This is a genomic window from Streptomyces sp. NRRL S-646, assembly GCF_000720765.1.
Lineage (GTDB): Bacteria > Actinomycetota > Actinomycetes > Streptomycetales > Streptomycetaceae > Streptomyces.
This window is the reverse complement of sequence record NZ_JODC01000006.1, coordinates 1-20,522: the sequence shown is the minus strand read 5'-3', so window position 1 is coordinate 20,522 and position 20,522 is coordinate 1. Positions and strand designations below refer to the sequence as shown.

Sequence of the window (20,522 nt, the reverse complement as noted above, 5' to 3'; positions counted from 1 at the left end):
TTCAGCGGTGCGGCGGGACGCTGGCCGGCATGAGGAACAAGACCTACTGGCCCGTTCTGGGAGCCGCCCTGCTGCTGGCCGGCGCGTGCTCCCAGAACCAGGCGCACCACGGCGACTGCGTCCACGTCGTCGACGAGAGCACCGGGCGGACGGCGGCGTCCTGCCTGCCGCTCGCACCGAGGAGCGACCGGGTCGACCTCGCGCAACCGCACTTCACCCACCCCGGCCGCATCACCAACCCCCTCCACCCCACCTCGCGGGTCACCCAGACGATCTACGGCGGTCAGGAGTCCGGCAAACCCTTCCGCACCGAGGTCACCCTCCTGCCCGGCACGAGGACCATCACCTGGGGCGACCGCACCATCCACGCCGTGACCTCGCAGTACGTCGCCTTCTCGGCCGGCCGTGTCGAAGAGGTCGCCGACGACTGGTACGCCCAGGCCGACGACGGCTCCGTCTGGTACCTCGGCGAGGACGTCTTCAACTACGACCATGGCGTCGTCGCCGACACCGAGGGCACCTGGCAGGCGGGCCGCGGCAACGCCCCCGGCGCGATGATCATGCCCGCACACCCGCACAAGGGCGACGTCTACCGCACCGAGAACCTCCCCGGCGTCGTCTTCGAGCAGGTCACGGTCCGGGCCGTCGGCCAGACCGTCGACGGGCCGTACGGGAGGATCCGGAACGCGATCACCGTGCACGAGCTGCACATGGACGGCACCACCGAGGACAAGGTCTTCGCCCCCGGGTACGGCGAGTTCTCCACCGGCTCGGCGGGCGGCGACCTGGAGGCGGTGTCGCTCGCCGTACCGACGGACGCGGAGCGGGCGCCCGTCCCGGCGGGGCTGGCCGCGCTCGGCAGGGCGGTCCGCACCGCCCACACCGACCCCGCACCCGCGACGGTCCGCGCGGTGCGCGAGGCCTGGGACGCCTACCGCGCCTCCGAAGCCGTACCGGCGCTCCTGGCGCGGCAGATGACACGCGACCTGGACACCTGGCGCAAGGCACCGCAGGACCGCGCGGCAGCCCTGCGGACCGAGCAGAACACGACGGATCTGCTGCTGCGCCACGAGCCGCTGCAGACCGTCGACCGGGCGCGACTGGCTCTGTGGGCGCGGCAGTTGGAGATCGACGCTCGGGCTCGTGACGCGGGCTCGGTCGCCGGCGACGTGACCAGCCTCGAACTCGTCCGCCAACGGGAGGACACACCCAGGTCGGCGGCTCTCACAGCCGACCTGAAGAAGGCCAGGGAGGCCGCGGACCGCAAGGACACGGCGGCGGCGGAAACGATCGCGCGGCAACTGGCCCAGGACATCGCGGCGTTGAGGTGACCGTCGGACTCCGTCCGGGGCTCACATGACGGTCGGGCCGAGCACCAGCGGCTCGATCCTGCCCTCCAGCATGTAGCCTAGGCCCTGTACGGCACACACGTCGGGCCGTTCGGCGATGTGCACCGGCATGCCGGTGGCCTGCCGCACCATCTCGTCCAGCCCCGGCAGCAGCGCGCTGCCGCCCACCAGCATGATCCCGCGGTCGACGAGGTCGGCGACCAGATCGGGCGGGCACTCCCGCAGCACCCGGCCGATGACGTCGACCACGGCGGTCAGCGGGGTCTCGATCGCCTCGCGCACGGCGGCGGTGTCGACCTGCACCGAGCGGACGAGACCGGTGACCACGTCCCGCCCCCGGATCACTGTGGACTTCGGACCCTGGGCGGTGAGCCCTATGTCGGACAGGGCGAGGTGCAGGGGGCGTACGGACTGGCTGGGAAGCATCAACTCGTGCTGGTGGCGCAGGTGTTGGACGATCGCGTGGTCGACGGCGTCGCCGCCGACGGGAATGCGTTCGGAGCTCACGGTCGAGCCGAGCGAGAGCACGGCCACCTGGGTGGTCGCGGTCCCGCAGGCCATGATCATGGTGGCCTCGGGCTGCTGCACGGGCAGCCCGCACCCCACGGCGGCGGCGATGAGCGTGTCGACCAGCTCCACGCGCCGTGCGCCGAGCCCGACGAGCGTCTCGACGGCCGCCCGCCGGGCCAGCGGGTCGGCCTCGTGCGGAGTGCAGACCGCGGCACGCAGGAAGGGCTTGCGGCGCAGGGCGCGGCGGAGCCTGTCGCCGAGCAGACCCCGGAGCATGCGCTGCGCCATCTCGATGTCGACGACGGTGCCGCCGGACACCGGGCGCACGACGCGGATGTGCGCCGGGGTGCGGCCCCGCATCCGCTCGGCGAAGTCACCCACGGCGATGAGGGCGCCGCTACGGGTGTTCACGGCGGCGACGGACGGCTGGTCGACGACGAGGCCGGCGCCCCTGACGTAGACACGGGTCCGGGCCGCCCCCAGGTCAACGGCGAAATGGCAGCGCCGCAACTGCTCCAGACTTGCGGTCATGCAGGGCCCTCCAGAGAAACGCAGACCGTGGGGCCGCCGGGCAGCGGGTCCCAATGGCATCGTGCGGTGCCGGAGGGGGGTGGCGCCTTTTGTGGGGGGCCGGTCGGGGTGCTGCTGAATGGGGGGTTGGCGGTTTATGTTCGACGCGGTGGGGCCCCTGGCTCCTCCCTGTGCGCCGTCAGCCGAATCGAGCAGGCCACCGACAGCCCCGGCACCGGCCAGTGGCGCAGTGCGTCGCTCACGGCGCGCCGGGCCGCTCCGGCGCGGGTGAGCGGGTGGCGGCCCGCCGCGGACATGCGCGACCGGGTCGTCGACGTGCCAGGACAGTTCGACGGCGCCGATGAACGTGCCGCCTGCGAGGCGAAGACGACGTTCCTTGTCAGGCCGTTGGGTTCGGGGAGGGGCTGTGTGGCGGTGAGAGGGGGCGGGCCCAGGGCCGAAGGCAGGAACGGGGTGCTCTCGTGGAGCACGCGAGCGAGGAGGCCGGGGCGGTACCAACCGGCAGCCGGGTCAGGGCCGAGGGGTTCCAGCCAGGGAGCCTGGCCCTGGTTCTCGCCCAGCTCGTCCCGGAGGGACGTCGACACACCGATGATGCTGGGCCTCTCTGTCGTCGAGCGTGTGCCGGAGGAGTGCCGCGCACGTCAGCACCCGCCGAGCCGAGACGAGGAACTCGCGCCGACCTCGTTCCCGCACTCGATACGGGCGTGCCAGGCAGCTGTGCTCATGACCGGCCGGAAGCCGCGGGAGCGGGTTGCGGCGGTTCCGGAGCGGGCCGGGCCGGTTCGGAAGCCGGTCGGGCCGGTTCCGGAGCCGTCTGGGACGGTTCCGGTGACCAATGGAGCTTCACCACCAGATGCCCCTCCGCCGCGCCCTTTGCGATGACCGCGCCGGTCTCCGCGCTGAGCTTCACCCCGAACTCGAGCTCCACGGTGTCGGGCCTCAGCGAGCCGTCCCGGAACACCCTGAGCGCCGACTCGGCCGCCGCCCGCACACCGTCCAAGGCGGCTTCGAAGGTCCGCGCGGCCTGGACGGGGCCGCCGCGGCGGGAGACGAGCCGGGCGCCGGTCTCGCTCTCCACGCCCTCCACGACGACCCGGGCACCGTCCTCGGTCCTGAACTCCATCAACCCGTCCATGGTGCCGCTCGCTCCCCCGTGTGCTGTGTGACCTCGCCGAACTTCATTGTTGCCGACGGTGCTTGACGATGTCCCGGGTTCTGCGGGGCCGGGCTGCCGGTCAGGGCCCGACGATGCCCCGGATCACCCCCAGCTCCACCAGGTCCTGAGGCCGGATCCGCAGTTGGTCGGCCGTGGCTTCGACCTCCTCCGGCGGCCGCTTGAGGATCGCGGCTGCGAGCTCCGGTGCGATCACCGAGAAGTAACTGTCCGGGGTGGCCCAGGTGTTGCCTGCCGCGGCAAGCGCGAGTGCACCGCCGGAGCCGCCCTCGCCGATGACCAGCGTCGTGACCGGAACGCGGGCGGCCGCCACCGCACCGAACAGCTCCGCGATCGCGGCGCCCGCGCCCTGCCGCTCCGCCTCCGCGTCGTTGGCCGCGCCCGGAGTGTCCACCAGCGTCAGCACCGGGATGCCGAGCCGGTCCGCGAGCCGGAGCAGGCGGGCGGCGGTGCGGTAGCCCGCCGGGCGGGTGGCGGTGCCTGTTTGTGCGGCGTAGGCGACGGTGCGGCCCGCGTGCTCGCCGAAGCCGCAGAGGATGCCCTCTGTGTCGGTGCCGCCGCAGCGGTCGCCGTGGATCGCTACGCGGTGCGTGAAGTAGGCGTCCAAGTAGGCGTGGGCGCGGGGGCGTTGGGCAGAGCGGGCTTGTTGGACGGCGTCCCAGCCGGTTTTGGGCAGGTCCTGAGTGCCGAGGGCGAAAGGGAGCGGTGCTGCTGGTGGTGCCGCATTGGGTTGTATGGCGTCCGCGGCAGCGTTGTGGCTGGTCGCGCCCCGCGGTGGTGCCGCATCTCGATACAGCCCCGCGCCCCTTTGGGGCGCGGAAAGCAGGCGGAGCCACAACCCAAGCGTCTCCCGCAGTTCCGTCAGGGGTATCACCGCGTCCGCCGCCCCCACTGCCACCTGCGCCTCCGCCGCATACGCCGACGGATCCGCGTCCGGGGGCCGGACCCGGGAGCCCGCGAAGCCGACCTGGGTGCCGGGCAGGGCGAGGATCACGTCGGCGCCCGCGCCGAGGGTGGCCCAGCCGCCGCCCGTCGTGGGGTCGCGAAGGACGGCGATCTGAGGGAGCCCGGCTTCCCTCGTGAGCGCCGACTGGCGGGCCACCCGCTGGAGTTGGGTGAGGGCGAGCATGCCCTCCTGCATACGGCTGCCGCCCGTGGCCACCAGCGGTACGACCGGGAGGCGGTGCGCACGGGCGTGGCCGTAGGCGGCCTCCAGGCGGTCGCCGGTCCGTTCACCGAGCGAGCCGCCGAGGAAGCCGAACTCGAAGGCGATCAGCACCGCCTGCGTGCCCGCGACCCGGGCCGTGCCGCACACGACCGACTCCGTCTCGCCGGTGCGTTCGACCGCGCGGGCGCGCGAGGCGTCGTAACCCTGCCAGGCAAGGGGGCCGTCGGGGCGAGAGTTCCTTGCCGGGTACGGGAGTTCGGTGAAGGTCGAGGCGTCGGTGACCAGCGCGAGAATCTCGCGGGCGGAGAGGCGGGGCTCAGGCACGGTGCAGTGCCCGCTTCATGATCTTCCCCATGTCGTTGCGGGGGAGGCTCTCCAGGTAGTGGACCACGCGCGGACGCTTGTGCGGGGCGAGGCGGCCCGCCACATGGTCCGCCAACTCATCGGCTCCGGGCGGTGATTGGGGATCCGCCGGCACCACCCATGCCACGATCCGCTCGCCCAGATCCGCATCCGGCTCCCCGGTGACCGCCGCCTCCCGCACCCCCGCGTGCTCCAGGAGCGCGTTCTCGATCTCACCGGCCCCGATCTTGTAACCGCCGCTCTTGATCAGGTCGGTGGCCTTGCGGCCGACGATCCGCACATAGCCGTCGGGCTCGCGGACGGCCATGTCGCCCGTCCGGAAGAACCCGTCGGCGGTGAACGCGGCGGCCGTCGCATCGGGCCGGTTCAGATACTCCGTGAACAGGTTCGGGCCGCGCACCTGGATCTCGCCGACGGTCTCGCCGTCGTACGACGTGATCGCCGTCCCGTCCTCCTCCACGAGCCGCAGCTCGACACCCGGCAACGGCACGCCCACCGTGCCCGCGCGCGGCTCGCCGTCCGCCCGCACGCTGGTGTTCATCAAGGTCTCCGTCATGCCGTACCGCTCGATGACCCGCCGCCCGGTCGCGGCCGCGATGCGCTCGTGGTCGTGGACCGGGAGCGCGGCGGACCCCGAGACCAGCAGCCGCGCCCGTCCGAAGGCCTTCCCCAACTCCGGGTCAGTTTCCAGCGATTGGGCGATCCGGTGGTACATCGTCGGCACCCCGAACAGCATGGTCGCGCCCTCGTTCAACTCGCGCGCCACGCCCTCCGTGCTGAACCGCCCCAGGTGGCGGACGGATCCACCGCGCCGGAGCGGGCCCAGGATGCCCAGCACAAGGCCGTGCACATGGAACAGCGGCAGCCCGTGCACGAGCACGTCGTCGCCGGTCCACTGCCAGGCGTCGGCGAGCGCGTCCAGCGTGGTGGCGATCGCCCGGCGTGGGAGGACGGCGCCCTTGGGCGGGCCGGTGGTGCCGGAGGTGTAGACGATCAGGGCGGGGTCCTCGTCGCCGGGGGAGGGCGCAAGGGCGGGGCCTCCGGTGCCGGCCACGTCGACGTCGAGGCGCGGCAACTGCCGTACTGTGGACGGCAGTTCATCGGCCGGAGCCGCGAGCACCACCGACGGCGCACTGTCGGACAGGATGTGCCCGAGCTCCTTCTCACCCGACTTCGGGTTGAGCGGTACAGCGGCCGCCCCGGCCCGCAGCGCCGCCACCACGGCCACCGCGGTCTCCAGCGCCGGCGTGGCCCAGATCGCCACCCGTCCGCCGCGCGGCAGCCAGGCCGCCAGGGCACCGGTCGCGGCGGCGAGCTCGGCGTACGTCAGGGACCGGTCGCCGAAGCACAGAGCCACCTGCTCGCTCGGGCTCTCCAGGGCGGGAAAGAGAGAGGACACGCGATGCACTCCATCCGTAAGGGCAGGAACGACACCACCGTTCCTACACCAGCCGCCCCGCCGACGGCGATCAGGAGGTCTCCCCATGCCACCAGCCGGGCCTGCTCCAGCTGCCCGACGGCGTAGTAGCGGTAGCCGGTGTGCGGGTCGACCCGGGCGGGGCGCAGCAGCTCCAGCTCGTCGTAGAGGCGAAGAGCCTTCGGCGAGAGCCGGCAGGCCCGCGCGAAGGCACCGATCGTGAGCATGTCCCTGCGCATCCGGCAGTCCTCCCGTGTCCGTCACCGATGCTGGGGCTTCACCGAGGGGGAAGGTCAATCCGGTTGCTTCGGTTGCGGGCGCCCCCGTTAGCCTGCGAAGCGATCCGCCGCCGTATGACGTACGAACTGGAGTCCGCCGTGCCCCGAGTTGCACTCGCCACCTACGACCCCGGCGCGCAGCCGAGCAAGGACCGCGACCTGCCCATGCTGGCGGGCGCGCTGCGGGACGCCGGGGCCGAGGCCGTCGCCGTCCCGTGGGACGACCCCGACACCGACTGGAGCGGCTTCGACCTCGTCGTCATCCGGTCGACCTGGGACTACAGCTGGCGGGCGGAGGAATTCGTGGCGTGGGCCGAGAAATGCGCCGCGGTCACCCGGCTGGCCAACCCGGCGCAGGTCGTGCGCTGGAACACCGACAAGCGGTACCTCGGGGACCTGGCGGAGGCCGGAGTACCCGTCGTCCCCACCCGCTACCTCGCACCCGGCGACGCCCCCGACCTCCCCGACGACCGCGAGTACGTCATCAAGCCGACCTCGGGCGCGGGCGCCCGGTACGCCGCCCGCTACACGCCGGACGACCACGACACAGCCGTACGGCACCTCGGGCGCATGCACGAGGAGGGCCTGACCGCGATGGTCCAGCCGTATCTGACGGGCATCGACGTCAGCGGCGAGCGGGCCCTGCAGTTCTTCGGCGGGCGCTTCCTGCACGCCTCCCGGAAGGGCGCCGTACTGGCGCCGGGCACGGCGTACGACGCCGCCAAGGTGGCCCACCCGGACCTCGCGCCGTGGTCCCCGACCCCGGCCGAACTCGCCGTCGCAGAGCGGGCGTTGGCCGCCGTACCGGGGGCGCCCGAGCTGCTGTACGCGCGCGTGGACCTGGTCGACGGGGCGGACGGGGAGCCGCGGGTGATGGAACTGGAGCTGGTCGAGCCGAATCTGTTTCTGTTTCTGCATCCCGGGTCGTTGCCGGTGGTCAGGGACGCGGTCCTGGAGGCCGCCGGCTGCGAGTGACCCTTCTCAGAGCCTCCTTACGGTGGGACGTATGAGGCTCTCGCCGCTTGTGGCCCGAGAGGGTTTCAGCGGAGAGACCTCGTCGCCGCCACCGCAGCCCATGGACCGTGTCGGCGGCGACGAGCGACCGGTCAGCAAGTGGTCTTGGCCGCCTCGATGATCAGGTCGGCCACCGCGTCGGGCTGCGAGATGGACACCGCGTGGGACGCTTCCACGCGTGCGACGTGTGACCCGGCGCGCTCGGCCATGAACTCCTGGGCCTGGGCGGGGATGGAGTTGTCCTGGGTGGCGACCACGGCCCAGGAGGGCAGGGTGCGCCAGGCCGGGGTGCCGGACAGTTCCGCCGTCAGGGCCTGCACGCGTACCGGTCGGGACGCGGTCGGACGGGCGCGGGAGGGCAGGCCGCCGCGCGAGGTGGTCCGCGCGGTCATGGCCGTACTCGGCGACGCGACCCTGGATGACGGCTTCCGCGGCTGCCAGTTCCTCAACGCCGCCGCCGAGTACCCCGACCGCACCCACCGGTGCGCGCGGTCATCGACGACCAGCGCACCTGGTTGTTCGGCGTGCTGCGCGACCTTTCGGCCGACATCGGCCACCCCGACCCCGACAGGTGCGAACCCGCTGCGCCCCTGGTGGAAGGGGCAGGAGGTGAATTGCCCGAGCGGCCCAACCCTTTCCGCGTAGAGCCTGTCTCACCCTGATCCAGCTCTGTCACGCTCTTGGCCAGTGTGTGTGGACCTGGCGCCGGGCGGCGTCTTGCTGTCCATGCGGCAGACCATGGTGATGAGGTCTGCCACTCCCTCCTCGTCATTGCTCGGCAGGATGAGGTCCGCGGCGCGGCGTACGTCCCGATGCGCGTTCGACACGGCCGCGGCGAGCCCGGCAGCGCGCAGCATCGGCAGGTCGTTCGGCATGTCTCCGACGGCAACTGTGGCGGTGAGTCGTAGGCGGTGATGATTGGCCAACCAGCGCAGCGATGCACCCTTGTCCACCCCGTTCGGAGACATCTCCAGGAAGTGGGGTGTGGAACATGTGCCCGTGAGGGCGTCACTGGGCTGAATGAGCAGGTCGGCGAGAGTACGCGCCGGTACTGTGGGGTGGACGGCCAGAATCTTGACCACCCGATCGTCCGAGGCCAGACTGCTGCCCGCATTGATGACGACGTCGTGCCGCCAGCAGTGGGGAACCAGGGCGGCGAAGTCCTCTTCCAGGAAGAGGCCCCGGAGCGTGTCCACCCCCAGGACGATGTCCGGCAGCCGCCCCCGTAACTGCTGTAGCACAAAGCCTGCCCGATCTGCTGAAAAGCCACGGCACATCAGGACACGGCCGCTGGGAATCTCGGCCATGACGGCCCCATTGCTGCAGCCGACCAGGCCGCCTGAGCCGAGTTCGCGGCCTACGACCAAGGCATCACGTAAAGGTCTCCCCGTCACGCACACGACCGGTACGCGGCAGGCGGCTGCCTCGGTGAGAGCTTTACGGGTTACCGGTCCCACAGCGCCGGCGCTGTTCAGCAGCGTGCCGTCGAGATCGGTGCAGACGAGCTGCGCGCGGTCCGGTGCTGTCACGACCGGATCCGATCGGTACGGCCGGGCATGCCGGCCACGGGTACCCGCAGTCTGAGTCGGGTGGCCCTGCTTCCCACCAGTCGCAATTCGACTCGCCCTGCCCGCTCCAGACGCTGTTCAGCAGGGCCTTGGATGAGCTCCATCCATATCCAGTTGCTTTCGGTGTCCAGAAGCCACGGGATCGAACCTTGCGAGGCGTTCGCCGGTGGATCAGCGCGCCGGGCCGGAGGGACGACTCCGACGAGGATGGGCGGGACGTCCAGGATGTCCAGGTCGACGGGGCGCCCACTGCGGTCCAACGATATCCACACGCGCGAAGAGAAACTGACCTGCACATCAGGCAAGGACGCGTCCTCCGGTGTGACTTCGTCAGCCACCACGTGCACGAGGCCCACTCCGAGATCCCAGCCGACGCTGGTTCGTGTGCCAACGCCTATGATCGTGTGCTCGCTCATGCCCTTCCTTTCGGATGGCACCGTGTCCCGAGCTCAGCTTTTCGCCTCGTGAGCGAAGCCGTGCGGCAGTGCGCGGCGCGCTAGACGGATTGGAGTCGGTCAAGGCCATGCATGGCCGGACGATCGGTGAGCCGTGCCGGCCTGAGTTCGATTTCGCCGACCACGGTGTCCTCCGGCGCTTCCAGCACCCAGTGCACTGCCTCGGCGACCGAGGAGACGGCCATCTTCAACGGCGAGTCGTCACCGGGGAGGTTGGCAATCGCTCCCGGGCTGACAAGGGTGGTCGATACACCATGTAGGCGCTCTTCCAGCAGCAGCACCTCCGTGATCGCCTTGAGGGCTGCCTTGGTTGCGCAGTACGCCGCCCCGCCCTCGAAGAACCGGCTGCCCGCGTGACTTCCCATCAGGACGATTCGGCCCCCGCCGTTCCGGAGATGTGGCAGAGCTGCCTGGACCAGGGCGACTGCCGAGGTCAGGTTGACATCGATCGCCTCACGCCAACGTGCCAGGGGCAACGTGGAGAGGGCACCGAGCGACCGTACGACTCCGTTGACGACCACGGCGTCCAGACCATTGGCCGTTGCGACCGCCTGGTCCACCGCGGACCCCACCTCCTCGGGGTACCGGAGGTCACAGTGAACCTCTCGGAGCCAGGGCAACTGCGCCGGCGTGCGGCCCAGTGCACACACGCCCCAGCCCGCCGCGTGCAACCTGTCAGCGATGGCTCGGCCGGTGCCCCTGTTGGCACCGGTCAGCAGCACAGTGCGCCCGGGGTGGCCCAGGTCTGCGGCGAGCGCGCCCGACGGGACGGTCATCCGCTGATCCTGCGCACCAGATCAGTCCATGCAGTGACGACCGTGGCTTCGTCGGCGCCCTGCCGAAACAGATCCTTGTCCAGGGGCTTACCTGACTCGTCCCGCAGCCGCATGCAATCCGGTGAGATCTCGGAGTTGATCACTGGCCGTCCGTCCGGACCCGTCCCTATCACCAAACAGAAATCCCACAGGTCCAGTGGTGCCAGCCAACTCCGCAGGCTTTCGTTACACGTCAATGCGCACAGCCGGAAAGCGTCGACGTCGACGCCGCTTGCCCGCAGGTAATCCTCGCCGATGGGCTGGTCCTCCGGATCGGTCCGGTAGTCGAACTTTACAACCGGGGGGTCGAAGCGGTGACCTTCCGGGAAGAGCCCCGGATATTTGCGTACCGTGGATCCTGTGGCGATGTTCTTGACGATGACCTCGTACGGCGGAGCCGGAACGTAATCGGCTCGGTATGTGATGTCCCCGATCCGTTCCCGAAAGACCGTCTGTACACCCTCCTCGGCCAGGCGAGCGGCGGCCACTTCGTAGAAGTGCAGACGTAGCCCAGCAGTCTTCGGGAATATTTCCTCGCGATCATACGTATAGCTGCGAAGGCTAGGTATCAGCTCTATGTCGCAGGTGCCGTCGCCATTTTTCCACAGCTTCTTGCTGCGACCCTTGATGTCAGGTTCCCTCAGGGCATTCGTCATTTTCACCCTCCTGCGCTCGGCCTTGTCGCTGCACTGTTCGCCGCATGGTGAAGTTACAACAGGAGGAACCTGCCGGTCTACGGTGGACTAGTAAATGTACGTGATTTGTACAGGATTTATAACCGGTTGAGGCAACCTGTCGGAGGCGCTAGATCAAGAAACCTGAGTAAGGAGGTGGCCGCGGAAAATGGGACAGGCCGAGAAGGCGACGGGCAGCTGGGATATCCCGGATGAGTTGCGCGGCAAGGTTCCCGACAGGCACTACGGAACTGCCGGTACGAAGTTGCTGTTCGAGGACGAGACCACACGAGTCTGGCTGCTGGAGTTGAACCCCGGCGACGCCAGCGAGTGGCATGAGCACCCCTGGGACTACGTCTTCGTGGTCGACAGCCCTGGTCAGGTGCGACTTGAATACGAGGACGGTGAAATCGAGGACCAGGATGACTTCCTGGGCCAGGTCGTGCACCGTCGCCGTGGGAAGCCGCACCGCTTGGTCAACAGGAGCGACCACTTCTATCGGAACGTAGTAATCGAATTTCTGGGGCAGCCGCCTCCGAAGGACTGGCCGAAGACGGACCAGTAACAGCAAGAGCTGAATTCGTAAATTCCGTTCACCAGGAGGGGTTGAATGAGTTCCATCGCAGAGTGGCTCGAGGACAATGTCACGACCGACAAGCGCGCGCTCGAGTGGTACCGGGAGCCGGAGTGTGAGCCCCGTATCGTTCGGGCATACCGAGAGCTGCTGAGCGGCTACGAGATCGACACCTCGAAGATCCTCAAGACCACCGTCGAGGTCGAGGGAGAGCACGCCGGCGTGGTTCGCGTGCACGACATCAACTACTACTCCATCTGTGCCCACCACTTCCTGCCGTTCTACGGGCAGGTGGCGATCTCGTATGTGCCTGGCAGCCGGATCCTCGGCCTGGGCAAGTTCCCGCGGCTGGTGCAGGCGTTCAGCCGCCGGTTCCAGATCCAGGAGCACCTCGTGAAGGACATCGCCGAGGAGATAATGACCTCGGGTGACGCCCGCGCGGCACGAGTGGTCTCCACTGGCCGCCACATGTGCATGTGCAGCAGGGGACCGTCCGACCAGACGGTAATCACCGACACCTCGTACGTCACTGGTGACAAGGAACTGTTCACCCGGTACGGCCTGGACGCCTGACGGGCTGTCGGATCCTTCGGCATAGCGGCTTCGCGTGACAGGTGCCTTGCATTCCTGCCACGCGAAGCCGTGCCTGTGAGCAAAGCCCTGGATACGTGCGGCGTTATCGGAGAAAGAGATGAAACTGGACTTCCTTCCGCCGGACGCGCTGCGGGATGGCGTCGTGCACCACTACTGCCTGCACTGCCACCGTGATTCGGTCGAGTGGCGTACCGAAGGCAGCAGGCGCCGCGCCGTGTGCCGTGTCTGCGGGAACGATTCGGACCGGGCCCTGGTGCTGGATCCCGCGGTCCGGTGGTGGACGGACTCCGAGGGCGAGTACTGGCACGAAACGGCAGGGGTGTTCGTTCGCGACGCCCGCGGGCGCTTTCTCTTCTTCGACCGTACGGCGTTTCCTTTCGGTCTGACCATTCCCGCCGGGCACGTCGAACCCAGCGAGTCGCCCGACGAAGCGGCAGTTCGCGAGCTTCAGGAGGAGACCGGCATCGTCGGCCACCGTCTCAAGCACGTGGCGAGGACACCGATCCCTGGCGACGGCTGCCGCCGTGGCGCTGACGCACATCTGTGGCACGTCTATCAGACGGTCGATGCGGTCGAGGCCGACGTCACGGTGGAACTCGGTCCGGAGGGCACTACCGTGCTGTGGCTCACACCGGACGAGGCACTGAACCGTCCGATCACGTATGCGGTGAAACATCTACTCACCTATTACAAGGACGTGTTGGCTGTCCTCTGAAATGGCTTGATTGCTGTTGATGGTTGGTTGACCCGGCAACGACAGCCCCTAAGCTTCCCGGAGGTCGCCGCATTGGGGCCGCTGTTTGGTGCACGCAGGAGGATGAGGAGGCGGTTAGCCATGCGTACCGATAGGGCAGGCAGGGCCGGGCCACGGGAGTGGATCGGTCTGGCGGTTCTGGCTCTGCCGACCATGCTCATCGGTATCGACATGACCGTACTGCATCTCGCAACGCCTTATCTCAGCGAACAGTTGGATCCCAGCAGTACGGAACTGCTGTGGATCGTGGACATCTACGGATTTTTTGTCGCCGGATTTCTCGCCACGATGGGAACTCTCGGTGACCGGATCGGGCGGCGCAGGCTCCTGCTGACTGGTGCCGTCGCCTTCGCTGCGGCCTCGTTGCTTGCCGCCTACGCATCTACCGTGCCGATGCTGATTGCCGCGCGCGCACTGCTCGGCATCGCCGGGGCGACGTTGATGCCGTCCACTCTCTCGCTGATCAGCAATATGTTCCGTGACGCGGGGCAACGGCGAGTGGCGATCGCCGTGTGGATGACCAATTTCAGTATCGGCGGCATGATCGGCCCACTTATCGGCGGCGCGCTGCTGGAGCACTACTGGTATGGCTCAGTGTTTCTGCTCGGGGTTCCCGTGGGTGCCGTACTACTGATCGCAGGTCCGCTGCTGCTGCCGGAGTATCGCGATCCGCAGGCCGGTCGATTGGACCTCTCGAGCGTCGCGCTGTCCATCGCCATGGTGTTACCGGTGGTTTATGGCATTAAACAGTTGGCCCAGGGAGGTGTGAATGGGCCGCCGTTGCTGAGTATCGCCACAGGTCTCGTCATGGGCGTCGTGTTCGTGAGGAGGCAGCTGAAGCTGAGTGACCCCATGCTCGATCTGCGGCTCTTTGCCCGCCCGGGTTTCGGGGTGTCACTAGGTGGTCAGACCATGGGCCTCTTCGTGGTGACCGGGACACAGTTCCTGGTTCTCCAGTACCTCCAGCTAGTGCTGGGTCTGTCTCCGTTGAAGGCCGGGCTCTGGGCGCTGCCGGCGATGACGGCCGGTGTGGTGGGTACGCTGCTGGCTCCCCTCTTGGCCAACCGCACAAGTCCTGCATGGACCATGGCGGGCGGGTTCTTTCTGTCTGTACCAGGACTCGTACTGATCACTCAGGTCGGCATGGATTCCGGGCCGGCCTTCGTCGTCACCGGGTTCTCCATCACTTCCTTCGGAGTGCAAGCGGCGCTCGCCCTCACCAATGACGTGATCATCAGCAGCGCTCCGCCTGAACGTGCCGGCAGCGCCTCGGGGGTGGGCGAGACAGGTGCCGAACTGGGCAACGCCCTGGGTGTGGCCATCGTGGGCTCCGTCTCCGCCGCCGTGTACCGCTCCAGGATGGAGGGATTTCCGCCGGGCCTCAGACCCGATCTTGCCGAGGCGGCGCGTGCAACACTTGGCGGTGCTGCCAAATTGGCCGGACGACTGCCCGAACGTGCGGGCAGTGAACTCCTCGCGCTCGCCCAGTCGGCTTTTACGGACGGAATGCACGTGGCTGCAGTGGTCAACGCGGGCGTCCTGCTGATTCTGGGGGCGGCAAGTCTGACCTTGCTGCGTCGACGCTCGGGGGACTCCAGCCCGGAAGATTTCGACGCCGAACTTTCGGATTCGGATGCCGTCCCCGGCGGCCGCTAGCAACGAGTCATCCTGACTCGTCGGAACGTCCGGAGCAGGTCGGAGTCATCCGTACACATCACTGATCTTCTGACGTCCGGCGACTCATGAATAGCGTTCGCCGTTCCTGTCTCTTCCCGACTCCGTGCCACACGGAACTTTCGGTTTTCCTTTCATTCAGTCCCGGCGGGCACCTGTTTGATTTCCCGGACTCAGGGAATTAATGATAAGGCAATGTAAAATCTCTGAGTTGCTCGACGAGGATGGACGGTAAGTGGAGTTCAAGATTTTAGGGCCGGTCGAGATGTCCATGGATGGAGGGCCTCCCATCAAGATTGGCGGCCCTCGCCGAAAAATCGTACTGGCCGTGCTCCTGATGGGTGCCAATCGTGTCGTGACTATCGACCGCCTGCTGGAGTCGTCTTGGTGGAGGAAGCCTCCGCCTTCGGCGCAGGTCAACATGCGAGGACATATAGCCGCGTTGCGTAAAATCCTCCATCAGGTCGGGGAGCCGGAAGACCGATTATCGACCCACAGTGGCGGATACGCTTTAAGGGTAGACTTCGGTGAACTCGACCTGGATCTATTCGTAAATGCCCTGCAAAGCGGCAGTGACGCCATGGTGAAGGGAGAGGCGGAGAAAGCGGCAGGGCACTTCGTGCAGGCTCTGCAAGTCTGGAGAGGAAGCCCCCTGGCGGGAGTGTCCACAGGGCCTCAATTACAGGGGGAGCTGCAGCGTCTGGAGGAACTGCGACTGCTCGCCGTCGAGCACTACGCGCAAGTGCGCCTTGAACTGGGGCAGTCAGACGCTCTCGTACCGGAACTGCGCTCCCTGACCCAGCAGCACCCGTTCAGGGAACGGATCTGGGAAATGCTGATCATCGCCCTCCACCGCATGGGTCGACAGGCTGACGCTCTCGCCGCCTACACGCAGGTCCGTCGTATCCTCGCGGACGAACTAGGGATCGATCCGACGAATGACCTGCGGCGCCTTGAGGAGCAGATTCTGCGGGGCGAGTCGGAGGTACGCGTCCGGGCCGTGGAGTTGACCCAGCCTCTGGTGTGCTTCCCACACAGCTCATGAACGATGGTTTCTTCCAGTCGATCAGTCTCCCCAGACCAGGGCGGGGCTGCGAGCTTTCGAAGGGTGGCCGATGCCTACCACTCCTCAGCTGCTGCCAAGGCCCGCTCGGTTTGCTGGTTCGCGCCCTCATGGTTGCGGTGAATCGCCTTGGCGTTGAAGCGGAACAGGACCGCGATGCTGTGGCCTGCCCGGCGGGCTACCTCGGCCGGGGAGACGCCGGACTCAAGCCGTAGCGAGACGCCCGCGTGGCGGAGGGCGTACGGCACGTCAGTCAGATGTGACGCCGCCTCGGACTCGATCAGCACCGCGAGGCGGGCTGCTCGCTGCGGATCTCCGGCACAGCCGTCAGCCGCCGGGCCAGAGCCAGGCCCAGGCGGCCTTCCGGTAATCACGTCCCACAGCCGCCCGGTATTTCTCCATGTGTCTCCGTGTACGTTCGTACCAGCGGACGTTGAGCTTCATGCTTCAGGGAGAAGCGGACCAGGGATTATGGCGCTTGACGCGTGACGCAGTTCAGCCGACCACGGCCACCCGCTGCAACAACCCCCAAGTGAACTCGGCCGCCACCTCCCGCCGAACCCCCTCCCCGTCCTGCGCCGTGAATGCCAGCCCCCACCGTGTGGGTGCCGTGCCCTCCAGCGGCCGGGCGGGGGCGAAGGCGCGGGCGGCCTCGTCGACCGTGCAGGACCAGGGGGTGAGGTCGTCGAGGGTGCGCAGGGCCGGGCCGGGGGTGCCCGGGGCGCGGACCAGCCATTCGTTCCAGACGGCGCCGTTCGGGGCGAGGAGAACCTCGAAGCGGAGGTCCGGCCAGAGGGGGAGGGGCCAGAGCCAGGCCTCGCAGTCCAGGTCGCCGATCTTGCGGGTGATCGTCGACTCCGGGGTGTCCAGGATCGAGCGGTAGCGGGAGGAGGCGGCGCGGGAACGCGGCGAATGCAGCATCGCCTGCCAGCGTTTGTTGGCCTCCCTCATGTCGGCGATGGAGGCGCCCAGCTCGCGGCGGGCGTCCTCCACCAGGTCCGGGTTGTGGTCGGCCATGCGGCGCAGCAGGACCAGCTGGAAGTCGAGGGGCGCGAAGGGGTGGCTAGCGGGGCGCTTGGCGGACGGCATGGGAACCATGGTGGCCCACCGCGTCGGCGCCCGGACGGCGGCCGTCCGGGAGGAAGAGGACCGAGTTGACGTAGCGCGGGTGCTTGCGGAAGGGCAGCACGCGGCCCAGCAGGCCCTGGGCGACGACGTGCGAGACGGTTGCCTGGTGGGCCTCCAAGGGGAACTTCGCGAGCGGCACCCAGGTCGATCCGGGAAGCACCCAGCCGTCGTAGCGGAGCAGGGAGAGGTAGGTGACGACGGGAGCGATCGGCTGGATGCGGGACTCCAGCTCGACGAACAGGGCGGGGCGGTCGCGGGCCAGCAGGCCCGTCGCCCCGCGGAGCACCGCGAGCTCGTTGCCGTCCACGTCGATCTTGATGAAACCGACGTCGCGCAGGCCGAGTTCGTCGAGGGTCACACAGGGGACGTGCAGGGCCCGGGCGTGGATGTCGCGGCGCACCAGCGAGGACACGCCCCGGTCGCCGGCGTCGTCCGGCGGCAGCCACAGGCGGGCGGTGCCGGGGCGGTCCGAGGCGGCGGCCTGGACGACGCGGACGTTCGGCGGGGCGCTCTCCGTCAAGAGCCGGGCCAGGTGGGGGACCGGTTCGATGGTCACCACCTGGCGGGCGCGGGTGGCCAGGCGCCGGGTCCAGGGGCCGTACCAGCCGCCGACGTCCACGGCGGTGCCGCAGCCGGGCGGGCACAGCTCGGCCAGCCGGGCCAGCTCGGGCTCGAAGCGCGGGTATACCGCCCGGGCGGCGGCGGCGACCAGACGGGTGGGCAGCAACGGGGCCAGCCGGGCGGCCAGGGTGCGCGGCGGAGTCACGGTCACCGGGCCATCCGCTTGAGCAACGCCTCGTGCTCGTCGTCCGACACCTGCTCCCCGGAGGAGGGCAGCAGCTGCGGGATGCCGTCGACGATCGGGTAACGGCGGTGCAGGCGAGGGTTGTACAGGGCCTCGGGGGCCGCCGGTCCGTCCGGCTTGACGAGGTGCAGCGGGCCCTTGTCGAGCGGGCACGCCAGGATCCGCAGCAGCGGGTCGTCGGGGTTCATGGAGGGGTCAACTCCTTGGCAGCTATGGGGGGTTGGGGCGGAGACTGGGGTGCCGGCTGGTCGTGCTTGGGCATGGCCAGCAGGACGGAGACGGCGAGGACGGTGCCCGCCAGGCGCAGGGCGAGCCGCAGCGGGTCGTGCGGGAGCGCCTCGCCGAAGGAGAGGGTGCCGAGTACGGCCGTGTAGAGGCAGGTCACCGTCGTGCACACCGGCACGATCAGCGAGGCCCGGCAGCGCTGCAGCGCGGCCTGCGACATCACCAGACCGAACGCGCCGGTGAAGAGAAGGAGATACGGGTACGGGGACTTGAGCAGGCCGACCACCGCACCGCCCAGCCCGCTCGACGTCAGGTAGCTCGACACGCCCTTGATGGCGAGCGAGCTGACCCCGTACAGCAGGCCGACGGCCACCCCGTACTCCACGCCCGTCGTCGGTGCGCGGTGGCGGTGGCGGGTGCGTCGCTCCGCGGCGCCGTACAGCCAGACGCCGCCTGCCAGCGAGGGCACGCACACCAGCAGGATCAGCTGGTACGGGGCGCTGCGGCTGACCGTGTCCGAGCCCTGCTTGAGGGAGAGCACAACCATCAGCAGCGCGGCGAGGATCGCGCCGAGCGCGTACCGTTCCCGTCCGGTCGTCTCCTCGCCCAGCAGCCGGGCGGAGAGCAGGACGAGGAGCACCAGACCGGAGACGAAGATGCCCTGGGCGGCGGCGATCGGCAGCGTCCGGTACACGACGAGCTGGGCGCCGAAACCGGAGGCGAGGGCGAGGGAACCGCCGATCCACAACGGGCTGCCCAGCACCAGTCTGAGCAGCCGGGCGGGGTTGCGGATCGTCACCTCGGGCAGCGAGGTGAGCGCCCGTTTCTCCAGGACGAAACCGAGGCTGTACAGGGTGTTCGCCAGCAGGGCCGCGGCCACTCCCCACCACATGACGTGCCCCCTCTACGTCTTTGTCTTTCGCGCGTGCAGGAGAAGGATCGAGGCGAGCGAGGGTCTGTAGCAGGCCAGCCGGTCGAAGGGGCGCAGCGGGCGGGGCACGCCGTGGAAGGGGGCGCCCTTCAGATCCACCACCTCGTAGCCGGACGCGGCGACGAACTCCCGTAGCGCGCGGGCGGTGTAGAGCCGCAGGTGTCCCACCACCTCCGTGCCCGGACGGCCGTGGATCGCCCGCAGACTGACCTCGGAGAAGACGGGCTGCACACCCGCCAGCAGCAGGGCGCGGTTGTACCAGGCGGCCAGGTTCGGGGTGGAGAGCATCAGGTGGCCGCCCGGGCGCAGGATGCGCCGGATCTCGTCGAGGGCGGCGTCCGGGTCGACCAGGTGCTCGATCACCTCGCTGAACAGCACGGCGTCGGCGGAGGCCGTCTTGAACGGGAGCCCGCCGTCGCTGAGTTCGCCGCGGATGGCGTACGACAGGTGGGTGCGGGCCCGTTTCAGGGCGTCCTGGGACCAGTCGACGCCGATGATGCGGTGGCCGGTCAGGAGGGGGGCCGCGGTGGCGGCCGCGGTGCCGTCGCCGCAGCCGATGTCGAGGATGGTGCGGGGTGTGCCGGTGGCCGCCGGGCCGAGGGCGGCGGCCAGCATGCGGGCCTGGCGCAGGCTGCGGGGGGTGCCGGAGGCGACCGGGACGGCGGGGTCCTCGTAGAAGTCGCGCAGCTCGGGGCGGTGCACGGGGGCGGTGGTCGCGTTCACGGGGTCAGCTCCGTGGAGTGCAGATAGTGCTCGAACAGGTCGCGGAGGTGGGCGCCGTCGCCGTGGCTGAGCAGGGCCCGGGACCAGCGCAGGGCGAGGTGGAGGCGGCCCGCGGTGGAGGCGGTGGTGACGGTGAGGCCGCGCGGCATCCGGGCGGGCGCCGAGAACCAGACCGCGTGCGCACGGCCCGCCTCCTCGCCGAAGTCCAGGGGGTACGGGATGCGGCCGATGTTGCTGAGGAGGGTTGTTGATGTCCAGGGCGCCGCGGCCTTGCGGAGGCCGCGGGTGAGGGCGGCTCGCCAGGCTACGGGGGTGACGGGGGCCGTGAGGAGGGCTGCGCCGTGGCCGAGTTGGGGGCGGGGGAGGGATTTCAGGGCGCGTGTGCGGGTTGCCGTGCGGCGCAGTAGGGCGGGCATGGCGGTGGGGTCGTGGGAGGCCAACTCCTCTGGGGAGAACGGGACTTCGACCAGGCGGGTGCCATTGCCCATGGGCATGGTGGCGTCTCGGGGGCGGTCGTCCACAGGCATGGTGATGCGCAGGGGGCGGGGGCTTGCGCCGTGTTCTCTGTTCCAGTGGGCGATGGTGAGGGCTGTGGTGACCATGAGCTGGTCGTTCACCGTGTAGGGGGAGCCCTTGGGGCGGTGGGGCAGGGGGAGTTCGGTGACGAGCATGCCGTTGCCGGGGGAGGGTTCGGGGGTGCCGGGGGCCACCCTGGCGGGTGGGGACCAGTTGGAG

The 20,522-nt window shown here is 69.1% G+C and carries 23 protein-coding genes and 2 pseudogenes; 7 read left to right on the top strand and 18 right to left on the bottom strand.

Annotated elements, in window-relative coordinates; genetic code table 11:
* Window positions 1–29 precede the first annotated feature (29 nt).
* Window positions 30–1,331, top strand: a complete 1,302-nt coding sequence (locus tag IH68_RS0113620) for a hypothetical protein (RefSeq protein ID WP_030933775.1) — start codon at window positions 30–32, stop codon at window positions 1,329–1,331.
* A 21-nt stretch (window positions 1,332–1,352) separates the two neighbouring features.
* On the opposite strand, the gene IH68_RS0113615 is transcribed toward IH68_RS0113620, so the two are convergent.
* From IH68_RS0113615 to IH68_RS53025, 6 genes and pseudogenes are all read right to left on the bottom strand, one after another.
* Window positions 1,353–2,390, bottom strand: coding sequence for a rod shape-determining protein (locus tag IH68_RS0113615; RefSeq protein ID WP_030933772.1), 1,038 nt, complete (start codon window positions 2,388–2,390; stop codon window positions 1,353–1,355).
* A gap of 134 nt (window positions 2,391–2,524) precedes the next feature.
* On the bottom strand, window positions 2,525–2,974 hold the full coding sequence (locus IH68_RS56355; protein WP_159403673.1) for a hypothetical protein: 450 nt from the start codon (window positions 2,972–2,974) through the stop codon (window positions 2,525–2,527).
* Between the two features lie 137 nt (window positions 2,975–3,111).
* Window positions 3,112–3,525, bottom strand: coding sequence for a CU044_2847 family protein (locus IH68_RS0113610; protein ID WP_037884806.1), 414 nt, complete (start codon window positions 3,523–3,525; stop codon window positions 3,112–3,114).
* A 100-nt stretch (window positions 3,526–3,625) separates the two neighbouring features.
* Complete coding sequence (locus tag IH68_RS0113605; RefSeq protein ID WP_030933766.1) at window positions 3,626–5,056, bottom strand: carboxyl transferase domain-containing protein; 1,431 nt, start codon at window positions 5,054–5,056, stop codon at window positions 3,626–3,628.
* Window positions 5,049–6,494, bottom strand: a complete 1,446-nt coding sequence (locus IH68_RS0113600) for an acyl-CoA synthetase (RefSeq protein ID WP_030933763.1) — start codon at window positions 6,492–6,494, stop codon at window positions 5,049–5,051. The genes IH68_RS0113605 and IH68_RS0113600 overlap by 8 nt, the downstream gene beginning before the upstream one ends.
* An 83-nt stretch (window positions 6,495–6,577) precedes the next feature.
* Window positions 6,578–6,751 (bottom strand): annotated as a pseudogene (locus IH68_RS53025) (MerR family DNA-binding transcriptional regulator); the annotation flags it as partial.
* A 138-nt stretch (window positions 6,752–6,889) separates the two neighbouring features.
* Between IH68_RS53025 and IH68_RS0113590 the strand changes: the two are divergent.
* Entirely contained in the window at window positions 6,890–7,765 is an 876-nt protein-coding gene (locus IH68_RS0113590) for an ATP-grasp domain-containing protein (RefSeq protein ID WP_030933758.1), read from the top strand.
* Between the two features lie 131 nt (window positions 7,766–7,896).
* Here IH68_RS0113590 and IH68_RS53020 read toward each other — a convergent pair whose 3' ends face one another.
* From IH68_RS53020 to IH68_RS0113565, 5 genes are all read right to left on the bottom strand, one after another.
* Complete coding sequence (locus tag IH68_RS53020) at window positions 7,897–8,361, bottom strand: alpha/beta hydrolase (RefSeq protein WP_078912447.1); 465 nt, start codon at window positions 8,359–8,361, stop codon at window positions 7,897–7,899.
* Window positions 8,362–8,457: 96 nt separating this feature from the next.
* Entirely contained in the window at window positions 8,458–9,333 is an 876-nt protein-coding gene (locus IH68_RS53015; RefSeq protein ID WP_159403672.1) for an HAD family hydrolase, read from the bottom strand.
* Complete coding sequence (locus IH68_RS0113575) at window positions 9,330–9,788, bottom strand: hypothetical protein (protein WP_030933750.1); 459 nt, start codon at window positions 9,786–9,788, stop codon at window positions 9,330–9,332. Before IH68_RS0113575 ends, IH68_RS53015 begins: the two co-directional genes overlap by 4 nt.
* A gap of 80 nt (window positions 9,789–9,868) precedes the next feature.
* A complete protein-coding gene (locus tag IH68_RS0113570; protein ID WP_051833415.1) occupies window positions 9,869–10,603 on the bottom strand; it encodes an SDR family oxidoreductase in 735 nt (244 codons plus the stop codon).
* Entirely contained in the window at window positions 10,600–11,298 is a 699-nt protein-coding gene (locus IH68_RS0113565; RefSeq protein ID WP_030933744.1) for a phosphoribosylaminoimidazolesuccinocarboxamide synthase, read from the bottom strand. The genes IH68_RS0113570 and IH68_RS0113565 overlap by 4 nt, the downstream gene beginning before the upstream one ends.
* A gap of 187 nt (window positions 11,299–11,485) precedes the next feature.
* Here IH68_RS0113565 and IH68_RS51735 point away from each other — a divergent pair, with 187 nt between their 5' ends.
* The 5 genes from IH68_RS51735 to IH68_RS53010 all read left to right on the top strand — a co-directional run bounded on the left by IH68_RS51735 (window position 11,486) and on the right by IH68_RS53010 (window position 15,957).
* Window positions 11,486–11,881: a cupin domain-containing protein gene (locus IH68_RS51735; protein WP_051833414.1), complete on the top strand. Its 396-nt coding sequence runs from the start codon at window positions 11,486–11,488 to the stop codon at window positions 11,879–11,881.
* Window positions 11,882–11,926: 45 nt separating this feature from the next.
* Window positions 11,927–12,463 (top strand): GTP cyclohydrolase I, encoded by a 537-nt coding sequence (folE, locus tag IH68_RS0113555; RefSeq protein ID WP_030933738.1) that lies wholly within the window; start codon window positions 11,927–11,929, stop codon window positions 12,461–12,463.
* Between the two features lie 118 nt (window positions 12,464–12,581).
* Window positions 12,582–13,199 (top strand): NUDIX hydrolase, encoded by a 618-nt coding sequence (locus IH68_RS0113550; RefSeq protein ID WP_030933735.1) that lies wholly within the window; start codon window positions 12,582–12,584, stop codon window positions 13,197–13,199.
* Between the two features lie 102 nt (window positions 13,200–13,301).
* Window positions 13,302–14,894: an MFS transporter gene (locus tag IH68_RS0113545; protein WP_063763515.1), complete on the top strand. Its 1,593-nt coding sequence runs from the start codon at window positions 13,302–13,304 to the stop codon at window positions 14,892–14,894.
* 253 nt (window positions 14,895–15,147) lie between these two features.
* A complete protein-coding gene (locus IH68_RS53010; protein WP_078912445.1) occupies window positions 15,148–15,957 on the top strand; it encodes an AfsR/SARP family transcriptional regulator in 810 nt (269 codons plus the stop codon).
* Window positions 15,958–16,031: 74 nt separating this feature from the next.
* On the opposite strand, the gene IH68_RS0113535 is transcribed toward IH68_RS53010, so the two are convergent.
* The 7 genes and pseudogenes from IH68_RS0113535 to IH68_RS0113505 all read right to left on the bottom strand — a co-directional run.
* Window positions 16,032–16,262 carry an integrase gene (locus tag IH68_RS0113535; protein WP_234341337.1) on the bottom strand — a complete coding sequence of 77 codons (231 nt, stop codon included), beginning with the start codon at window positions 16,260–16,262 and terminating at the stop codon, window positions 16,032–16,034.
* 208 nt (window positions 16,263–16,470) lie between these two features.
* Window positions 16,471–17,073, bottom strand: a complete 603-nt coding sequence (locus tag IH68_RS0113530) for a hypothetical protein (protein ID WP_030933723.1) — start codon at window positions 17,071–17,073, stop codon at window positions 16,471–16,473.
* On the bottom strand, window positions 17,039–17,869 hold the full coding sequence (locus tag IH68_RS0113525) for an FkbM family methyltransferase (protein ID WP_030933720.1): 831 nt from the start codon (window positions 17,867–17,869) through the stop codon (window positions 17,039–17,041). Before IH68_RS0113525 ends, IH68_RS0113530 begins: the two co-directional genes overlap by 35 nt.
* 2 nt (window positions 17,870–17,871) lie before the next feature.
* Window positions 17,872–18,096, bottom strand: a complete 225-nt coding sequence (locus tag IH68_RS0113520) for a Trm112 family protein (protein WP_030933718.1) — start codon at window positions 18,094–18,096, stop codon at window positions 17,872–17,874.
* Entirely contained in the window at window positions 18,093–19,013 is a 921-nt protein-coding gene (locus IH68_RS0113515) for a hypothetical protein (RefSeq protein ID WP_037884805.1), read from the bottom strand. The genes IH68_RS0113520 and IH68_RS0113515 overlap by 4 nt, the downstream gene beginning before the upstream one ends.
* A 24-nt stretch (window positions 19,014–19,037) precedes the next feature.
* On the bottom strand, window positions 19,038–19,787 hold the full coding sequence (locus IH68_RS0113510; RefSeq protein WP_030933715.1) for a class I SAM-dependent methyltransferase: 750 nt from the start codon (window positions 19,785–19,787) through the stop codon (window positions 19,038–19,040).
* Window positions 19,784–20,522, bottom strand: a pseudogene (locus IH68_RS0113505) (condensation protein); the annotation flags it as partial. The pseudogene IH68_RS0113505 and the gene IH68_RS0113510, both read right to left, overlap by 4 nt.